This is a genomic window from Curtobacterium sp. Csp1, from assembly GCF_013347185.1.
In genome coordinates this window covers 3977397-3994855 of record NZ_CP054594.1, presented here as the reverse complement: position 1 = coordinate 3994855, position 17459 = coordinate 3977397, and the positions used below count along the sequence as shown (strand labels likewise).

At 73.7% G+C, this 17459-nt stretch carries 20 protein-coding genes and 1 tRNA gene; 13 read left to right on the top strand and 8 right to left on the bottom strand.

Features of this window, described 5'->3' with window-relative positions:
• The first annotated feature begins 57 nt into the window (after positions 1-57).
• Positions 58-2436: a catalase/peroxidase HPI gene (katG, locus tag HUN58_RS19215; RefSeq protein WP_254631522.1), complete on the top strand. Its 2379-nt coding sequence runs from the start codon at positions 58-60 to the stop codon at positions 2434-2436.
• A gap of 174 nt (positions 2437-2610) precedes the next feature.
• Entirely contained in the window at positions 2611-3576 is a 966-nt protein-coding gene (locus HUN58_RS19210) for a helix-turn-helix domain-containing protein (RefSeq protein ID WP_180225193.1), read from the top strand.
• Here HUN58_RS19210 and HUN58_RS19205 read toward each other — a convergent pair.
• The 5 genes from HUN58_RS19205 to HUN58_RS19185 all read right to left on the bottom strand — a co-directional run bounded on the left by HUN58_RS19205 (position 3561) and on the right by HUN58_RS19185 (position 6073).
• Positions 3561-3698, bottom strand: a complete 138-nt coding sequence (locus HUN58_RS19205; protein ID WP_167510051.1) for a hypothetical protein — start codon at positions 3696-3698, stop codon at positions 3561-3563. The two genes, HUN58_RS19210 and HUN58_RS19205, sit on opposite strands and share 16 nt — an antisense overlap.
• 102 nt (positions 3699-3800) lie before the next feature.
• On the bottom strand, positions 3801-3962 hold the full coding sequence (locus HUN58_RS19200; protein WP_167510050.1) for a hypothetical protein: 162 nt from the start codon (positions 3960-3962) through the stop codon (positions 3801-3803).
• Entirely contained in the window at positions 3959-4105 is a 147-nt protein-coding gene (locus tag HUN58_RS19195) for a hypothetical protein (RefSeq protein WP_167510049.1), read from the bottom strand. The genes HUN58_RS19200 and HUN58_RS19195 overlap by 4 nt, the downstream gene beginning before the upstream one ends.
• A gap of 257 nt (positions 4106-4362) precedes the next feature.
• Positions 4363-4435 (bottom strand) — tRNA-Val (locus tag HUN58_RS19190).
• Positions 4436-4477: 42 nt separating this feature from the next.
• Positions 4478-6073: a long-chain fatty acid--CoA ligase gene (locus HUN58_RS19185; protein WP_141861267.1), complete on the bottom strand. Its 1596-nt coding sequence runs from the start codon at positions 6071-6073 to the stop codon at positions 4478-4480.
• A 196-nt stretch (positions 6074-6269) separates the two neighbouring features.
• Here HUN58_RS19185 and HUN58_RS19180 point away from each other — a divergent pair, with 196 nt between their 5' ends.
• From HUN58_RS19180 to HUN58_RS19170, 3 genes are all read left to right on the top strand, one after another.
• A complete protein-coding gene (locus HUN58_RS19180; protein ID WP_141861265.1) occupies positions 6270-6812 on the top strand; it encodes a MarR family winged helix-turn-helix transcriptional regulator in 543 nt (180 codons plus the stop codon).
• A gap of 79 nt (positions 6813-6891) precedes the next feature.
• A complete protein-coding gene (locus HUN58_RS19175) occupies positions 6892-7041 on the top strand; it encodes a hypothetical protein (RefSeq protein WP_167510048.1) in 150 nt (49 codons plus the stop codon).
• A gap of 5 nt (positions 7042-7046) precedes the next feature.
• Positions 7047-7208, top strand: coding sequence for a hypothetical protein (locus HUN58_RS19170; protein ID WP_167510047.1), 162 nt, complete (start codon positions 7047-7049; stop codon positions 7206-7208).
• Between the two features lie 72 nt (positions 7209-7280).
• Here the strand turns inward: HUN58_RS19170 and HUN58_RS19165 are convergent, their stop codons facing one another.
• The gene (locus tag HUN58_RS19165; RefSeq protein WP_180225192.1) at positions 7281-9038 is read right to left on the bottom strand and encodes an AMP-binding protein; all 1758 of its coding nucleotides are present in this window, start codon (positions 9036-9038) and stop codon (positions 7281-7283) included.
• A gap of 70 nt (positions 9039-9108) precedes the next feature.
• On the opposite strand from HUN58_RS19165, the gene HUN58_RS19160 reads away from it, so the two are divergent.
• The 8 genes from HUN58_RS19160 to HUN58_RS19125 all read left to right on the top strand — a co-directional run bounded on the left by HUN58_RS19160 (position 9109) and on the right by HUN58_RS19125 (position 15977).
• Positions 9109-9636 carry a hypothetical protein gene (locus tag HUN58_RS19160; protein WP_180225191.1) on the top strand — a complete coding sequence of 176 codons (528 nt, stop codon included), beginning with the start codon at positions 9109-9111 and terminating at the stop codon, positions 9634-9636.
• 111 nt (positions 9637-9747) lie between these two features.
• On the top strand, positions 9748-10728 hold the full coding sequence (locus tag HUN58_RS19155; protein WP_180225190.1) for an aldo/keto reductase: 981 nt from the start codon (positions 9748-9750) through the stop codon (positions 10726-10728).
• Complete coding sequence (locus HUN58_RS19150; protein WP_180225189.1) at positions 10725-11339, top strand: hypothetical protein; 615 nt, start codon at positions 10725-10727, stop codon at positions 11337-11339. The genes HUN58_RS19155 and HUN58_RS19150 overlap by 4 nt, the downstream gene beginning before the upstream one ends.
• A 50-nt stretch (positions 11340-11389) precedes the next feature.
• Positions 11390-11764, top strand: coding sequence for a holo-ACP synthase (locus HUN58_RS19145; protein WP_180225188.1), 375 nt, complete (start codon positions 11390-11392; stop codon positions 11762-11764).
• 103 nt (positions 11765-11867) lie between these two features.
• Positions 11868-12188, top strand: coding sequence for an acyl carrier protein (locus HUN58_RS19140; RefSeq protein WP_180225187.1), 321 nt, complete (start codon positions 11868-11870; stop codon positions 12186-12188).
• Positions 12185-13441 (top strand): acyl-CoA dehydrogenase family protein, encoded by a 1257-nt coding sequence (locus HUN58_RS19135; protein WP_217488544.1) that lies wholly within the window; start codon positions 12185-12187, stop codon positions 13439-13441. Before HUN58_RS19140 ends, HUN58_RS19135 begins: the two co-directional genes overlap by 4 nt.
• The gene (locus HUN58_RS19130) at positions 13438-14400 is read left to right on the top strand and encodes an amino acid--[acyl-carrier-protein] ligase (RefSeq protein ID WP_217488543.1); all 963 of its coding nucleotides are present in this window, start codon (positions 13438-13440) and stop codon (positions 14398-14400) included. Before HUN58_RS19135 ends, HUN58_RS19130 begins: the two co-directional genes overlap by 4 nt.
• Positions 14397-15977: an alpha/beta fold hydrolase gene (locus HUN58_RS19125; protein WP_180225186.1), complete on the top strand. Its 1581-nt coding sequence runs from the start codon at positions 14397-14399 to the stop codon at positions 15975-15977. The genes HUN58_RS19130 and HUN58_RS19125 overlap by 4 nt, the downstream gene beginning before the upstream one ends.
• Positions 15978-15994: 17 nt before the next feature.
• Here HUN58_RS19125 and HUN58_RS19120 read toward each other — a convergent pair whose 3' ends face one another.
• Positions 15995-16864, bottom strand: coding sequence for an alpha/beta fold hydrolase (locus HUN58_RS19120; RefSeq protein WP_180225185.1), 870 nt, complete (start codon positions 16862-16864; stop codon positions 15995-15997).
• Between the two features lie 43 nt (positions 16865-16907).
• Positions 16908-17375, bottom strand: a complete 468-nt coding sequence (locus tag HUN58_RS19115) for a peroxiredoxin (protein WP_208745754.1) — start codon at positions 17373-17375, stop codon at positions 16908-16910.
• Between the last annotated feature and the right edge of the window lie 84 nt (positions 17376-17459).

The following is a 17459-nucleotide window of genomic DNA, read 5'->3' as shown; positions in this document are numbered from 1 at the left end:
AGCGAAGCGTGACCACCGGCCCCCGCGTTCCGCGGACAGCATCGAACAGGAGCAGCGTTGAGCGAGAACAGCACGACCAGCAGCAACGGCGACCCGGACCACCGCGACGCCGGGCACGGCGGCGCGGACCACCGCGACGCCGACGGCACCGACACCTGCAGCTTCCACATGGCCGGCTCCCTGCCGGCCGGCGGCGACCACCTGGGCGGCTCCTTCGGGCAGTCGCCGACCCTGGAGGCCTGGTACCCCCAGCGCCTCCGCGTCGAGCTCCTGCACCGCAACGGTGTCGACGCCGACCCGCTCGGTCCCGACTTCGACTACGCCGCGGCCTTCGCGACGATCGACCTCGAGGAACTCAAGCGCGACATCAAGACCCTCCTCACGACCTCGGTGGACTGGTGGCCCGCCGACTACGGCAACTACGGCCCGCAGATGATCCGGATGGCGTGGCACGCCGCCGGCACCTACCGCATCGCGGACGGCCGCGGCGGTGCGGGCACCGCGATGCAGCGGTTCGCCCCGATCGGCAGCTGGTGGGACAACGGCAACACCGACAAGTCCCGCCGCCTGCTCCAGCCGATCAAGCACAAGTACGGCAACGCCCTGTCCTGGGCGGACCTCATGGTCCTGACCGGCAACTGCTCCCTCGAGCTGATGGGTCTGCCGACGTACGGCTTCGGCGGCGGACGCCTCGACGCGTGGGAGCCGGACGACGGCACCTGGTGGGGCCCCGAGGTCTGGGACCCGCACGCCGTGACGAGCATGGACGAGATGGTCAGCCGTGACGAGCGCTGGCACGGGCAGAACGGCGACGCAGACTACGACCTGCAGAGCCCGCTGGCCGCGTCGCACCAGGCGCTCATCTACGTGAACCCCGAGGGCCCGTACGCGAACGGCGACCCGCTCGGCTCCGCCCGGGACATCCGGATCACGTTCACCCGGATGGCGATGAACGACGAGGAGACCGTCGCCCTGATCGCCGGTGGCCACGCCTTCGGCAAGAGTCACGGCATGGTGCCCGCTGCGAAGATCGGGCCGTCGCCGGAACTCGCACCCATCGAGTCGATGGGGCTCGGCTGGCACAACCCGCAGGGCGCCGGCAACGGCAACGACACCTCGACGAACGGCATCGAGGGCAGCTGGACGCAGGACCCCACCCGCTGGGACAACAGCTACCTCGAGAACCTGTTCGGCCACGAGTGGGAGCAGACCCGCAGCCCCGCCGGTGCCCTCCAGTGGACGCCCGTCGACGCGGACGCCCCGCGCACGCCGGACGCCCACGTGCCCGGCGAGACCCACGCGCTCATGATGATGACGTCGGACCTCGCGCTGAAGGTCGACCCGGCCTACCGCGAGGTCTGCGAGCGGTTCCTCGCCGACTTCGACCTGTTCACGACCGCGTTCTCGAAGGCCTGGTACAAGCTGACGCACCGCGACATGGGGCCGAAGCACCGCTACCTCGGCCCGGAGACGACGATCTCCGACGAGCTGCTCTGGCAGGACCCGCTCCCCGACGCGACGGGCGCGCCCCTCGGCGAGGCCGACCTCGACACGCTCCGCCAGGCGGTCCGCGACACCGGGATCTCCGCCTCGGACCTCGTCGTCACCGCGTACTCCGCCGCGTCGACCTACCGCGACAGCGACAAGCGCGGCGGTGCGAACGGCGGCCGGATCGCCCTCGCGCCGCAGAAGGACTGGCCGGTGAACCGCCGGACCGTCCCCGTCGTCGAGGCGCTCCGCGGCGTCCAGGCCGACTTCGCCCGCGGCGGTGGCCACGTGTCCCTCGCCGACCTCGTCGTCCTCGCCGGCTGCGTCGGTGTCGAGGACGCCGCACGCGCCGCCGGCGTCGAGGTCACCGTGCCCTTCACCCCGGGCCGGGTGGACGCGACGCAGGAGCAGACCGACGTCGAGATGTTCGAGTGGCTCCGCCCGGTCGCCGACGGGTTCCGCAACCACGTCTCGGAACGCTTCGCGGACTTCGCCCCCGGGGTCGCACCGGAGGCCGTCTTCCTCGACCGCGCGAACCTCATGACGCTCACCGCACCCGAGTGGACGGTCCTGACGGGCGGGCTCCGCGTCCTCGGGGCGAACTGGGACGGCTCGTCGACCGGTGTCCTGACCGACCGGGTCGGGGCGCTCACGACGGACTTCTTCGTGAACCTGACGGACACCGACCTGGTGTGGACGAAGACCGACGACACCGAGACGACGTTCACCGGCACGGTGCAGGGCACCGGTGAGGAGCGCTGGACGGCGTCCCGCGCCGACCTGCTCTTCGGCTCGAACGCGCAGCTGCGCTCGATCGTCGACGCCTACGCGGGCAGCGACGGGCACGAGCGGTTCGTCCGCGACTTCGTCGCGGCGTGGGACAAGGTCATGATGCTCGACCGGTACGACGTCAAGGGGCACCGCCGGTACGGACCGATGGCGGCGTGAGCCGTCGACGCAGCGGCGCGAGCCGGGCACGTGGCGCGACCGCGTGACGGACGGGAGGCGCGGTGCCAGCCGGCACCGCGCCTCCCGTCCGTCAGCCGGTCACCATCCACCGTCCGCACTCGCCCCCGGTGTGGGGCATCGACCGTCGGTGGAGACCGGCAGAATGTGGAGGGCATGCCCACCGATGCCGCGCTCCCGCACGACGTCGACCGCCGCAGTACCTCCATCGACGAGGCGGTCGCGTTCTACGAGCGCGTCTACGACAGCCCGGACATCAACGTGGGGCGCGCGGTGCCCGACGGGTTCTCCTGGCGCTACCGAGCCGTCGGCGACGACGAGGTCACGGTCGGCACCTCGTCCGTGGGCGCGAACCGCTGGGGCACGGTCGGGCAGGGCACTGGGTACGTGCTCGCCTGGGCGACGGCTCCCGGGCTGACGCTCGACTCGGCGTCCCGCGATCCCCTGCAGATGCAGCCCGGCGTCCCGGTGATGTACCCGGTCGGACGCGACTTCGCGTTCGAGGCGCTCCCCACCACGCAGCACCTCATCCGGTTCGACAGCGGCTTCCTCGAGTCCGTCGCCGCGGCCCGTCGCGCCACCGTGCCCGGCCCCCTGACGTTCACCAGCACGACGGACGCCGCGCACCTCGAACACCTCCGTGGCCTCATCCGTGCCGCCGCGCCGGAGCTCCTCGACCCCGGCACCGACCGGGACCGCCGTGCGGCCCTCAACATGCTCGTCGCCGAGTCGGTCGTCGACGCGTACGACGCCGCCCCGACGGTCGACGTCGCCCTGTTCGAGGGCCCGGCGACGATGCGGTTCGCACAGGAGTGGATGATCGCGAACGCACACCGTCCGATCACCGGGACCGACGTGGCCCGCGCTGCCGGGGTCAAGGCCCGCGCCCTGCAGGCGACCTTCCAACGGCACGCCGACACCACACCGATGGCGTTCCTCCGCCAGGTCCGGCTGCACCGGGTGCGGGCGCAGCTGGTGGCCGGCGACCCGACGTCCACGACGGTCGCGGCCACGGCGGGCGCGTGGGGGTTCGCGCACCTGGGCCGGTTCGCCGCGTTCTACGCGGAGTCGTTCGGGGAGCGACCGTCCGAGACGCTCCGACGGGTTCAGCGCTTCGGCTGACCGGGCTCCGCGTCCACCGGTCGGTCGTCCTCGAGGGCCTCGACCGGGGCGAGCGAGTTGACGAACTCGTCCACGAACCGCTGGTGGTCGTGGTCGTTCGGTCCGGGCTGCTGTGAGGGCACCGTGCCACCCTAGGCGAATTCGCTAGAGCGCCTAGCGATCGATCCGGTCCGCGCGGCGCGCGTGCTGCGCGTCGGGCGCGCCGTGCGTCGGGCGCGCTGCGTTCAGGGCGCGACGAAGAAGTCGCCGTAGGTCGGCTCCCGCGGGACGTCCTCACCGACCCGGCGGAGCACCATCGCCGCGATCTCGTCCGGGTGGCTCATCCCGCGGCGGTGCCACTCGACGGCCTGCGTCCGGGGGTCCTCGGCGTGCTCGTGTCCGGTCACGCCGGCACCAGGACGACGACGAGGACCGAGGCGGCAGCGGTGGCCAGGGCGAGCCCGAGCGCTGTGGCACCCGCGGCGACCAGACGCAGCCGTGGCAGGTCGCGGGGTGCGACGTGGATCGCGGGGATCGTCGTCGGTTCCATGTCGGGCCGCCTCACTGGTGCGCCGGGGAGCGCTCGTCACCAGCATGACGCCTCGAGGTTAGTTTGCCTAACTACGTTCGGGAACCGGATGGCGCCCGAGGCGGAGCGCAGGACGCGGACGGATCGGTGTCCCGCATCGCCGCCCACCGATCGGCCGGTTCCCGCACCGAGTCTCAGCCCCGGCGACGAGTTCCGCGTGCCCGGGTACGAGACTCGTCGCACCGCCCGAGACTCGGCCGGCGCCGGTCGCGCACCAGTGGGCCCTGCCGGGATCGAACCGACGACATCCACGGTGTAAACGTGGCGCTCTACCAGCTGAGCTAAAGGCCCCTGCCGTCGATCCTACCGGCACCGGTCGGCGCTGCCGATCCGTCAGGCGTCCCCGAACCGGTCGACGAGCTCCCGCTTGAGCACCTTCCCGCTCGGCCCGAGCGGCAGCGCTTCGAGGACGTGTACGACCCGCGGGTACTTGTAGACGGCGATCTCGTCAGCGACGAAGTGGATGAGCTCCTCCGGCGTGACGGTCGCCCCGTCGCGCAGGACCACGGCCGCGGCGACCTCCTGCCCGTGCACCTCGTGCGGGATCCCGAACACGGCGGCCATGGTCACGTCGGGGTGCGACGCGAGGACCTCCTCGACCTGCCGCGGGTACACGTTGTAGCCGTTCCGGATGATCATGTCCTTGGTGCGGTCGACGATCGTCAGGTACCCGTCGTCGCCCTTCGTGCCGAGGTCTCCGGTGCGGAACCATCCGTCCACCATCACGGCGGCGGTGTCCTCGGGGCGGTTCAGGTACCCGTTCATCAGGTTGTGCCCGCGGATCACGAGCTCGCCGATCTCGCCGTTCGGCAGGAACCGGACGGCGTCGGTGACCTCGGGGTCGGCGATCTCGATGTCGACGCCCCAGATCGGCGTCCCGATCGTCCCGGGGTGCGGCGCGGTGCCGACGTGGTTGAAGGACGCGACGGGCGAGGTCTCGGTCAGGCCGTAGCCCTCGTGGATCGGCGCGTCGTACACCTGCTGGAACTTCTCGAGCACGGCGAGCGGGAGCGACGCGCCCCCGGAGATCGCGTAGCGCAGGGCCGGGCGACCCTCGCTGCGGGTCGCCGCGTCGAGGAGCGCCATGTACATCGTGGGGACGCCCATGAAGATCTCGCAGCCGTGCTCGACCATGGCGGCGAGTGCGGCGTCACCGTCGAACTTCGGCAGCATCACGATCGTCGCGCCGGTGCGGAAGCCGGTGTTCATGGTGCAGGTCTGCCCGAAGGTGTGGAACAGCGGGAGCGCACCGAGCAGGACGTCGCCGCGGTGCATGTCGAACGTGCTCATCAGGTTCGTGTTGACCTGCTCGAGGAGCGCGAAGTGCGATCCCTCGGCGCCCTTGGGGCGCCCGGTCGTGCCGCTCGTGTACAGGATCGTGGCCGTGTCGAACGGGTCCCGGGGCACGTACGTGGTGAGGGGCTCGCTCGACCCGGCCAGTGCCTCCAGTCGGTCGTGGCCGTCCGCGGAGTCCGCCGGTGCGAGCACGGTGACCACGTCGACACCGGCGAGGTCGGCGCCGGCGGCGCCCTCGCCGAGGAGCGGGGCGGCGCAGACCAGCAGTCGCGCGCCGCTGTCGCGGAGCACGTACTCGATCTCCTTCCGCTTGAGCAGTGCGTGCACGGGGACGACGACCGCGCCGAGCGCGAGCGTGGCGTAGTAGACGCGGGCGAAGTCGGCGACGTTCGGGACGAGCATGGCGACGCGGTCGCCCTCGGCGACCCCGCGGGCACGGAGCGCACCGGCGTAGCCGAGCGTCTCAGCCCACAGCTCGGCGTAGGTGGTGCGGCGGTCGCCCACGATGACGGCGACGTCGTCGGGGTAGCGGCTCGCGGACTCGGCCAGGATCGCGGCGACGGACGCGGTCGCCTGCGTGGTGCGCGCTCCGGCGACGGTGCTGGACGCGGGGTGCTCGGTGGTGCTGGTCATGCCGACCTTCCGTCTCGTGTGACGACTGCTCACGACGGAGCCTACGTCCCGGCCGCGGGCGGCGTCCGTGCGCCCCGCCGCGAGGGCACGCCCGGCTCGGTCGGTGCCTGCCGGCTCCGACGGGGCCGTGCGCCTGTACCCCGGTGCAGGCGTGTCCCCCGGTATTGTTCGGCGCACCGCAACAGGAGGTTTGCTCGTGGCCGAAGGCGACACGTACGACGCGACGGGGTACTGGTACCCCGATCGGCCGTCCCGGTCCGGCGTCGAGGTCCTGACCCTGATGCGGCGATACCGCGCCGCCGAGGTCGCGATGCGCGAGCGGACGCGGCGGTCGATGAAGATGAACGCGACGGACATGGAGGCGGTCCGCTTCCTCCTGCGCGCCGGCGAGCGTGACGAGCAGGTCCGCCCAGGCGACCTCGCGACCCACCTCGGCATCACGTCCGCGTCGACCACCGCGGTGGTGAAGCGCCTCGTCGCCTCCGGGCACGCCGAGCGCCGCCCGGACCCCACGGACGGCCGGGGCGCGCTGCTCGTCGCGACGGGGCACACCGACGAGGAGGTCCGGACCGAGCTCACCGACGTGCACGCCCGGATGATCGCCGCCGCCGAGCGGCTGTCGCCGCAGACCGTCGACGAGATGGCCGGGTTCTTCACGGAGCTGATCGCCGCGATGGAGGACGACGGATCAGAGGCGCGTGACCCGCTGTCCCATATGCGTACGCATTCAGATCAGTAGTTAGACAAACTAGAGAAACCAGCGCATGCTGGACCCAGCCACCGAGACGGTGGTCTCCGACGACACGGAAGGGCCGGCCATGAGCACCATCGACGCGACGCACTCGCAGTTCTCCGAGGTCCGCGAGGCAGCAAGGGGCCGCCTGCTCGCCGCCGTCGCGACGAGCCTCGGCATCGTCGCCGTGACGGTCGCCACCGCCGCCGTGACCGTCGTCACCCTGGGGGCCTGAGCACGATGGGCCACCTCCGCGAACTCAGCGAACTCCAGCGCCACCCGCACGAGTGGCACCGCCGCGGCATGCGCCACCCGGACGAGATCGACGCCCTCGTGCACCACCGCACCATCGGCGACGTGCCGCAGGAACCGTCGTACGGGGACTTCTTCCGCGCGGTCTGAGGCCGCGACTGACCGACGCCGCGCGGTTCGGCACCGCGCAGCGGTCTGCTCGGCTCAGCGCCTCGCGTCGGCTCAGCTCCGCCGGTCGTCCGCCCGACGGCCCACCGAACGCAGCTCCGGGAACTGCTCGTCCCGCCACTCCCCCGCCACCGGCACCCCGTCTGCCACCGCGCGCTCCTCGCGCTCCCGCAGCTCGACCCGCCGGATCTTCCCCGAGATCGTCTTCGGCAGCTCTGCGAACTCGACCCGACGCACCCGGGCGTAGGCCGGCAGCGACGTCCGGGCGTGCCCGAGCACCGCGCGGGCGGTCTCGGCGGACGGCTCCCATCCCGCGGCGAGCGCCACGTAGGCCTTCACCACGTTGAGGCGGGCGTCGTCAGGAGCCGGCACGACCGCGCTCTCGGCCACGGCGGGGTGCTGCAGCAGGGCGCTCTCGACCTCGAACGGTGACACCTTGTAGTCCGAGGACTTGAACACGTCGTCGGTCCGCCCGATGAACGTCAACTGCCCGTCGGCGTCCCGGCTCGCGATGTCGCCGGTGTGGAAGGAACCGTCGCGCATCGCGTCGTCCGTGCGGGCCGGGTCGCCGAGGTACCCCGACATCAGGTTCGTCGGACGCTCGGTCAGGTCGAGGCAGACCTCGCCCTCGTCACCCGGCTCCCCGGTGAGCGGGTCGAGCAGCACGACGGAGACGCCGGGCAGCGGCTGCCCCATCGCCCCCGGGGTGACCGGGGAGCCGGGGACGTTGCCGATGATCGCGGTCGTCTCGGTCTGCCCGTAGCCGTCGCGGATGGTGAGCCCCCACGCCGCCTGGACCCGCGCGATGACCTCGGGGTTGAGCGGCTCGCCCGCCGAGACGACCTCGCGCAGCACCCGCGGCTTCGGTCCGAGGTCCGACTGCAGCAGCATCCGCCACGCGGTCGGCGGCGCGCAGAAGGTGTCGACGCCGTCCTGGTCGAGCCGGGCGAGGAGCCCCGCCGGGTCGAACCGCGGGGTGTCGTACACGTAGACGGTGGCCTCGGCGATCCACGGCGAGAAGAAGCAGCTCCACGCGTGCTTGCCCCATCCGGGCGAGCTGATCGCCAGGTGCACGTCACCGGGGCGGAGCCCCAGCCAGTGCATGGTGCTGAGGTGTCCGACCGGGTACGAGGTCTGCGAGTGCACGACCATCTTCGGCTTGGACGTCGTGCCCGAGGTGAAGTACACCAGGCACGGGTCGGTGGTCAGGGTCGTGACGACCGGTCGCTGCTCGTCGGCCGGTGCGGGCTCGCCGAGGTCCGTCGGGTACGAGCGCCACCCCTCCACGTCGCCGCCGATCACGATGCGGGACTCCGCCCCGGTCACGCCGTCGAACTTCGGCGTCTCGCCGCGGTTCGTCACGACGTGCGCGACGGCGCCGCGGTCGACGCGGTCCTGCAGGTCCGCGGTGTCGAGCATGGTGGAGGTCGGCAGGATCACGGCGCCGAGCTTGATGACGGCGAGCATGGTCTCCCACAGCTCGAGCTGGTTGCCGAGCATGACGAGCACGTGGTCGCCCTTCCGGACGCCCCACCGGTCCAGGTGCACCGCGAGCCGATCCGACCGCGCGGCCATCTCGGCGTAGGTCGTGCGGGATCCGCCGTCCCCGTCCACGATCCACAGCGCCACCCGGTCGTTGTCCCGCGCGACCACGTCGAACCAGTCGGTCGCCCAGTTGAAGGTCGGGCCGAGGTCCGGCCACCGGAACGTACGGCGAGCGGCGTCGGCGCGGACGGGGTCCTGCTCGTCGAGGACGGCGAGGAGCTCGTCCCGGGCGGCACGGTAGGCGGTGGTCGGGTTCGTGGAGGGCACCGGTCGATCATGCCCGATGCGGGCGGGGATGCGCAGCGCTCCCGCACCGGACGGGGGTACGGTCGCACGCGTGGACGGTGTCGGTGTGGTCGACGAGGCCGGGCGGCTGCGGCTGCTCGGCGCCGCCGTGGCGGGTGCCGCGTTCGGCGGGGTGCTCGCCGTGCTCCTCGCGTCGTCGTGGACGGCCGCGACCACCGGTCTGCTCGTCGGGGTCGGCGTCCCCGCCGGCGCGGTCGGCGCCGGGATCGGCGTGTGGTCGCAGCTCCGGAACTGGCGCACCGCCGGCGGCTACGAGCAGAGCGTCCGTGCCCAGCGGTGGGTCGCCGACGGCGCCGTGCCGCCCGGCGTCCCCGCCGAGACCTGGGTGCCGCTCCTGCAGGCGCAGGCGGACCGCGAGGGGGCCGGCTGGAGCAAGATCGTGCTCTGCGTCCTGTGGGGCCTCATGACGTGGTCGGCCGAGCCGCAGCACGGACCGGTCCTGACGGTCCTGCTCGTCGGCCTGTGGGTCGGGATCGGCGCCTGGTCGGCGCTCTGGGTGATCCCCCGGGCCCGCGCTGCGCGCGTGGTCCTCCGACGCGGGGTCACCACCGTCCCCTGACCAGGACGGCCTGGAGGCACGCCCCACTCCGCCCCGCTCGTCGCGGACACCGCGGGGCGGGGGACGGACAGACCGCGGCGACCCCACGGTGGCGTGACTACGCTCGGCCGCATGCAGAGTCGCACCCTCGGCCGTACCGGCCGCTCCGTGTCCGTCGTCGGTCTCGGCACCTGGCAGTTCGGCGGTGACTGGGGTCCCGTCAGCGAGCAGGACGCGAACGCCGTGATGGACGCCTCCGTCGAGGCCGGCGTGACCCTGTTCGACACCGCCGACGTGTACGGCGACGGGCGGAGCGAGCAGCTCATCGGCGCCTGGCGCCAGGACCACCCCGACGTCCCGCTGACCGTCACGACGAAGATGGGCCGCCGTGCCGAGCAGGTCCCGTCGAACTACGTCGCCGCGCACTTCCGCGAGTGGGTCGACCGCTCCCGGGAGAACCTGCGGCAGGACACCCTCGACCTGGTCCAGCTGCACTGCCCGCCGACGCCTGTCTACGAGGACGACGCCGTGTACGACGCCCTCGACGCCCTCGTCGCCGACGGGTCCGTCGCCGCCTACGGTGTCTCGGTCGAGACCGCCGACCAGGCGCTCACGGCGATCGCCCGACCGAACGTGGCGACCGTGCAGGTCATCCTCAACGCCTTCCGCCTGAAGCCGCTGGACCGGGTGCTCCCCGCGGCGCGCGGAGCGGGTGTCGGCATCCTCGCCCGCGTCCCGCTCGCGTCGGGACTGCTCTCCGGCAAGTACACGACGGACACGACCTTCCCGGAGCAGGACCACCGCAACTACAACCGGCACGGCGAGGCCTTCGACCAGGGCGAGACCTTCAGCGGCGTCGACTTCGCCGACGGGGTGCAGGCCGCGCAGGCCTTCGCCGCGGCGCTCCCGGAGGGCATGTCGGTCCCGCAGGCCGCGCTCGCGTGGATCATCGCGCAGGAGGGTGTCACGGCAGCGATCCCCGGGGCGCGCAACCCGGAGCAGGCCCGCTCGAACGCCGGCGCGGCGGACCTCGGCGAGGTGCCGGGGCTCGACGCCACGGTGCACGAGCTCTACGACCGGTGGTTCCGCGCCGCCGTGCACGACCGGTGGTGACGACCACACGACCCGGCCGGGCCGGGGACCGCGCCCGAGGCGCCCGGCCGACGGCGCCCCGCGCCGTCGTCGTGACGCTCGTCGCGGCGGTCGCCGTCCTGCTGCTGGCCGTCTGCACGGCGCCGGCGGCGGGGACGACCCGCACCGTGCCTCCCTGGCCGGCGCCCACCGACCTGCAGACGCGAGCCGACGCGGCGGGCCTGCACGACGTGTGGGGCGAGCCGCTGGCGGAGCACGTGCACACCCACCTCACCATCCTGGACGGCGACGTGCCGGTGACGGTGCCGGCGAACGTCGGCCACTCCGACCGCGAACGGTTCGCCGCGGAGCTGCACACCCACGACACGTCGGGCATCCTGCACGTCGAGTCCCCCGAGCGACGGACGTTCACGCTCGGCCAGTTCTTCGACGAGTGGGACGTGTCGCTCGGCGCCGGGCACGTCGGCGGGCTGCGGGGTGAACTCACCGTCTGGGTCGACGGCCACCGGTACCTCGGCAACCCGCGCTCGATCGCGCTGACCGACCGCCGGCAGATCGTTCTCGCCGTGACCGGGATCGGGCAGGTCCCGCACCTGCCGCAACCGTTCGACTGGCCGCCGCAGTACCGCTGAGCCGTGCGGACGACCAGGGGCGCGCCCCCACGCCGTACGCTCGCACCGTGATGGCCATCCGCACCGGCACCGACCTCGCCGCCGTCGACGACGTCGTCGCGGCCGTCGCCGCACACGGCGAGCGCTACCTGTCCCGCGTCTTCACCGACCGGGAACGTGCCGACGCCGGGGACGACCCGGAACGCCTGACCGCCCGGTTCGCCGGGAAGGAGGCGGTGCTCAAGCTGCTCCGCCCCGCTCGCGACGAGGCGGTCCCGCTCCGCGACGTCGCGATCGTGCTCGACGCGGACGGCGCCCCCACGGTGGAGCTGTCCGGCCGGGCCGCAGCGCTCGCGGACGCCATCGACTGCGGTGCGATCGCGGTGTCGCTGTCCCACGAACGGGGACTCGCGGTCGCGACCGCGGTCGCGCTGACCCAGCGCTGACGACGGCCGGTCCCGCGTCGGGGCTGGTCGGGCCCGGAGGCGTGCGGTTTCCCGCACCCGCACGGCGGCTTCCCGAGGCCCGGTCGTCCCTATGGTGGCGGGCATGGACCAGGACCCGAACCCCGTCGCCACCGCTGTCGCACCCGACGCCAGCGAGGTCGAGCAGGTCGTGCGCGGCGCCCTGGCGGACCACGGCCGGCTCGCCGTGGACGCCCGGGACGTCGCCTCGATCGCGGACCTCTACACGCTCGGTCTGACCTCGCACGCATCGGTGACCGTGATGCTCGCGATCGAGGACGACCTCGACACCGAGTTCCCGGACGCGCTGCTGCACCGCTCCACCTTCGCCACGGTCGAGGCCCTCGTCGCCGCGGCCACCACGGCACTCGTCGGCGCCGGCACCCCGACGGGGGCGGCAGCGTGAGCGCCCCCGTGCTCGACCGCCCCGCCGGGTCCGGCCCGGGTGTTCCGGCCGTCGCGAGCGCACCGGCCGTCGCGGCTGCACCCGCCGCCGCGGCCGAAGGGGCTCCCGCGGACCGCTTCGCCGAACGTGCTGCCCGGGTCGCCGAGGTCGCCGCCCGCCACGCGGACGAGGTCGACCGGGACGCCCGACCCCCGCGCGAGGCCATCGCCGCGATGCGCGAGCACGGCCTGCTCGCCGCCGCGGTGCCCGTCCGGCTCGGTGGCGAGGGCGCGACCCTCGCCGAGCTCTCCCGCGTCGCGACCACCCTCGGCCGCTCGTGCGCCGCCACCGGCATGGTGTTCGCGATGCACCACGGCCAGGCGATGGCCCTCTGGCGGCACGGCGGCCCCTCGGCCGGGATCGCCCGCACGGTCGACGCCGTCCGCGACGGGGCGCTCGTCGCGTCCGCGACCACCGAGCGCGGCGTCGGCGGCGACACCCGCCGCAGCACCTGCGCCGTCGAGACCACCGCTGACGGCCGCGTGCACCTGCACAAGGACGCGCCGGTGATCTCCTACGCCACCGAGGCCGACGCGGTCCTCGTCACCGCGCGCCGCTCCCCCGACGCGGCACCGTCCGACCAGCGTCTCGTCGTCTGCCTGCCGTCGGACACCACGCTGACGCAGACGTCGACGTGGGACACCCTCGGCCTCCGCGGGACCTGCAGCCACGGCTGGGTGCTCGACGCCGACACGGACGCCGACCTCGTGCTCCCCGAGGACTACGCCACGATCTCCGCGACGACGGTCCTGCCGGTGTCGCACGTCCTCTGGGCCTCGGTCTGGCTCGGCATCGCCGCCGACGCCGCCGACCGTGCCCGCGCCGCCGTCCGGAAGCAGGCCCGCGCCTCGCTCGGCACGACCCCGCCGTCCGCCCTCCGCCTCGCCGAGCTGCTCGTCGACCTGCAGGCGCTCGGCGACACCGTCCGCCGGTCGGCCGACCGCTTCGACGAGGCCGCCGACGACCCGGAGACCCTCGGGTCGCCCGCCCACGCCCTCGCCGCGAACGCCCTCAAGGTGGGCGCCTCCGAGCGCGCCACCGACCTCGTCACCCGGGCGCTCCGCATCGTCGGGATCGCCGGGTACGCCGCGAGCGGCCAGACCAGCCTCGGCCGCCACCTCCGCGACGCGCACGGCGCCGCGGTGATGGTGGCCAACGACCGACTCCTCGCCGCCGACGCCGACCTCGCCCTCATGACGGGAGCACTGCTGTGACCATCACCCAGCCCGGGACCCAGCCCGACACCGACCAGGACCTCTCCGCGCTCGACGCGGCCCGCGCCGACCTCCGCGGGCGGCTGCTCGCCGACGGGGTCCTGCTCGACCTCGGCTCCCCCGGTCTCTACGGCCGCACGGGCGTCTTCGAGCGCGTGTACGCCGCCGTCGACGCAGCGGCGGTCCGGAGCCAGGCCGACCTCGACGCCGATGTCCTGCGCTTCCCGCCCGTCGAGCCCCTCGCCGCCTTCGAGCGCACCGACTACATCGCGTCCTTCCCCGACCTCGCCGCCGCCGTGTCCGGCTTCACGGGCGACGACCGCGCCCACCGCGCACTCCTGGCGGCCCGCGACCGCGGCGAGCGCTGGGAGTCGTTCCTCGAGCCCGCCGACCTCATGCTGACCCCGGCGGTCTGCCACCCCGTCTACGGGCTGATCGGCGACGTCGTGCCCGCCGGCGGCCGGAACCTCGACGTCCTCGGTGACTCGTTCCGCCGCGAACCGTCCCTCGACCCGATGCGGCTGCAGGCCTTCCACATGCACGAGTTCGTGCACGTCGGCACGCCCGCGTCCGCCCGGGCGCACCGTGACGACCGCATCCCGGGCATGCGCGCGCTGCTCGAGTCCTTCGGTCTCGGCATCGACGTCGTCCCCGCGAACGACCCGTTCTTCGGACGGGTGGGGCAGGTCCTCGCCCGCAACCAGGTCGAGCAGTCGCTCAAGTTCGAGTTCGTCACGCACGTGTACGGCCCGGACCTGCCCGAGACGGCGATCAGCTCGGCGAACCTGCACGAGGACCACTTCGGCACGTCGTTCGGCCTCCGCACCGAGGACGGCGCGGTCGCGCACAGCGCCTGCCTGGCCTTCGGCCTCGAGCGCATCACGATCGCCCTGTTCGCGCTGCACGGCACCGCCCCGGACCGTTGGGACGGCGACGTCCGCGCGGCCCTCGGCCTGTGAGCACGCACCACGGCTGGTCCGGTCGCCCCGCGATGCGGGTCGCCGTCCAGCTCCCCGACGCCGCGCGCGCTGGCGTCGTCCTCTGCCCGCCGCTCGGCCAGGAGGGCGTGATCGCGTACCGCACGCTCCGCCTGCTGGCGGACGGCCTGGAGGATCGTGGCGTGGCCTCGGTGCGCTACGACCCGTCCGGACGTGGCGACTCCGCCGACGACGCGGCTCCGGACGCGCAGGTGCGTTCCGCCCGGTGCGCGGCGGCGCTGCTCCGCCGCGCGGGCGTCGAGCGCATCGCCTTCGTGGGACTGGCGTCGGCCGCGCTCGTCGCGGCGGCCGCCGCGACGGACGACGACGCGCTCGTCGTCTGGGACGCCCCGGCATCCGGCCGAGCATGGCTCCGGGGCCAGCGTGCCCTCGCGGCCGTGTCGGTCAGCGGCGCACTCACGGTGGACGGGGTCGAGTCGCTCGTCGGCATCGACCTCCCGCCGGCCGAGGTCGCGGTCGTCGAGGCACTGACCTACTCGGCGCGCAGCGGTCCGACGATCGCGGTCGTCCGGCCGGGCTCCCGCGCACCCCGGGCCCTCGGGTCGGCCGAGGTGCTCGAGGTTCCGGGCACCGCGGAGCTGCTCGACGGCACGAGCATCGACGCGCGGATCCCCGGGGCAGCGGTCGCCAGGATCGTCGACCGGCTGGACGCCTGGGCACCCGCGGTCGCGACGTCGACCACGGCGCCGGCGCTCGACGAGGTCCTCGACGTCGACGACCGCGTCGCCGAGCGCATCCTCCGGATCGGCCCGCACGGGCTGTTCGCCGTCGAGACGGTGTCGTCGGCGCAGGACGAGGACGCCCCCGTCGTCGTCCTGCACAACGGCGGTGCCGAACACCGCACGGGCGCCACCGACTACCAGGTCGACCTCGCCCGGGCCCTGGCCCGCGACGGCGTCCGGGTGGTCCGGGTCGACCGCCGTGGCACGGGCGAGAGCTCACCGGTGCACGCGGACGAGCAGGCGTTCCTGTTCGCCCAGGAGTGGCTGGACGACCAGCGAGCCGTCGTGGCCGCGTTGCGCGTGCCCGCCGAGCGACTGGCGATCGTCGGGATGTGCGCCGGCGCCTGGCTCGCCGGCCGGGCGGTCGAGGAGCACCCGCGGCTCGTCGTCGAGATCAGCCCGAACGACTACCGCCGCACCCCGGCCGCGCCGGGGTCGTACGCCGAGACCGCACAGGGGGTCGCGGACGCCTCCCCGCTTCGCCGTTGGCTGCGTGGTCCGTACAACCGCTGGGTCCCGGCCGGTCTCCGTGACCGCATCGCCCGTCGGGGTGCCCTGGGCAGCGTGGTCGGTCACCTCGGACCCGTCCTCGACCGCGGCACCGACGTCGTGGTCGTGGCCACCCCCGAGGACGTCGCACTGTTCGACCGGTTCGGCGGGCGCCGTGCGGTCCGACGGTGGGGCGCCCGGCTGACCGTCGTCGAGGTCCCGGACGGCGACCACGCGCTCTTCTCCCCCGGGATGCGCCGGACCGTCGTCGCCGAGGTGCGGTCGCGGGTCGCCGAGACGTTCCCCGCACGGGCGCTGTCCCGCTGAACGCGTCAGGACGTCCGTCAGGGAGTCGGCAGCAGCCCGGTGAACCGCGCGACGGCCGCGGGGTGCTCGACGTGCGCGAAGTGCCCGCAGTCCTCGAGCACCGCCGTGCGCACGGCGGGCAGGAGTGCGCGCAGGTCGTCGAGGTCGGACGGTCGGGCGAACACGTCCCCGCGCCCGACGACCGCCGCGACCGGCACGGTGACCGTCCGCCAGCCGTCGACGTCGTACCCCGCGGCGGCTCGGGCGGTCAGGGCGAACAGCTCCGGGCGGAACTCCTGCACGAACGCGTCGAGCACGCTCCGGTCGAGCCGCCGCACGTGGGCGAACACCGGGGCGGCCAGCAGCGGCAGCAGCCCGACCCGGGCGAGCCCGCGGAGCATGCCGCGTGCTGCTCCACCCGTGACGAGCACCCCCGCGCGGAGCAGCGTGAACGCCGGCAGGGTCCGGAGCGCGCGGAACGGGTGGGCGGCGGCCCGGACCGTCGCCGTCGTGGTCCCGGAGACCAGCCCGAGCGAGCGCACGCGGTCCGGGGCCGTCCGGGCCAGGTGGAGCCCGACGAACGCGCCCATCGAGTGCCCGACGACGTCCGCGGCGGCCACCCCGAGCGCGTCGAGCACGTCCACGACCACCCGGGCTCCCGCGTCGACGTCCACCGGGCGCTCCGGCGGCGGCGACGCACCCCAGCCCGGCAGGTCGAGGAGCACGAGCCCCCGGCCGTCGACGCCGTCAGCGGCCCGGAGCACCGGCGTCCAGGTCGTCCACGACCCCGCGACGCCGTGCAGCAGCACGACGGGACGCGGACCCGGTCGGTGGTGCACCACGACCGGTCCGACGCCGGTCCGGACGACCGTACGACGCAGCGACCACGTGGTCGGGTCGGCCGTCACCGGGTACGGCGCGTAGTCCTCGTCCAGTCGACCGGGGACGGGGTCAGCCGACCGGGACGGGCGCGGTACAGGCGGCGAGCCGGTCGAGCGCCGCGCGGTACTCGGCGACGTCGCGCTGCAGACCGGGCTCGGTGATGATCGACGCCTTGATGCGGCCCTGCACGTCGATGACGAAGGTCGCGCGGGTGGCGAAGCCCTTCTTCTCGAGGAAGACGCCGTACTCCTTCGACACGGCGCCGTGCGGCCAGAAGTCGGCGAGCAGCTCGAAGTCGTAGCCGTGCTGCTCCGCGAACGACCGCAGCGTGGCCTTCGAGTCGACGGAGACCCCGATGAGCTCGACCCGCTGGTCCTCGAACATCGCGATGTTGTCCTGCAGGGTGCACAGCTCGTTGGTGCAGCCCGACGAGAACGCGAGGGGGAAGAAGACGAGGGCGACCGGGCGGACGCCGCGGAAGTCGCTGAGGCGGACGTGCTCACCGAACTGGTTCGGGAGTTCGAAGTCCGGCGCGATCGGTGGGGTGTGCCCGTGTCGCGTGTGCAGGCGCGGGTCGCGCGTGCACGATCGGCAATGGTACGCCGACGGCACCCGAATGCA

What these genes read in the sequence shown, in the direction of transcription:
- HUN58_RS19155 (WP_180225190.1), top strand. Translation starts at nt 9,748, where the DNA reads ATGCAGAGTCGCACCCTCGGCCGTACCGGCCGCTCCGTGTCCGTCGTC.
- HUN58_RS19185 (WP_141861267.1), bottom strand. Translation starts at nt 6,073, where the DNA reads ATGACCAGCACCACCGAGCACCCCGCGTCCAGCACCGTCGCCGGAGCG.
- HUN58_RS19210 (WP_180225193.1), top strand. Translation starts at nt 2,611, where the DNA reads ATGCCCACCGATGCCGCGCTCCCGCACGACGTCGACCGCCGCAGTACC.
- HUN58_RS19140 (WP_180225187.1), top strand. Translation starts at nt 11,868, where the DNA reads ATGGACCAGGACCCGAACCCCGTCGCCACCGCTGTCGCACCCGACGCC.
- HUN58_RS19170 (WP_167510047.1), top strand. Translation starts at nt 7,047, where the DNA reads ATGGGCCACCTCCGCGAACTCAGCGAACTCCAGCGCCACCCGCACGAG.
- HUN58_RS19195 (WP_167510049.1), bottom strand. Translation starts at nt 4,105, where the DNA reads ATGGAACCGACGACGATCCCCGCGATCCACGTCGCACCCCGCGACCTG.
- HUN58_RS19175 (WP_167510048.1), top strand. Translation starts at nt 6,892, where the DNA reads ATGAGCACCATCGACGCGACGCACTCGCAGTTCTCCGAGGTCCGCGAG.
- HUN58_RS19145 (WP_180225188.1), top strand. Translation starts at nt 11,390, where the DNA reads ATGGCCATCCGCACCGGCACCGACCTCGCCGCCGTCGACGACGTCGTC.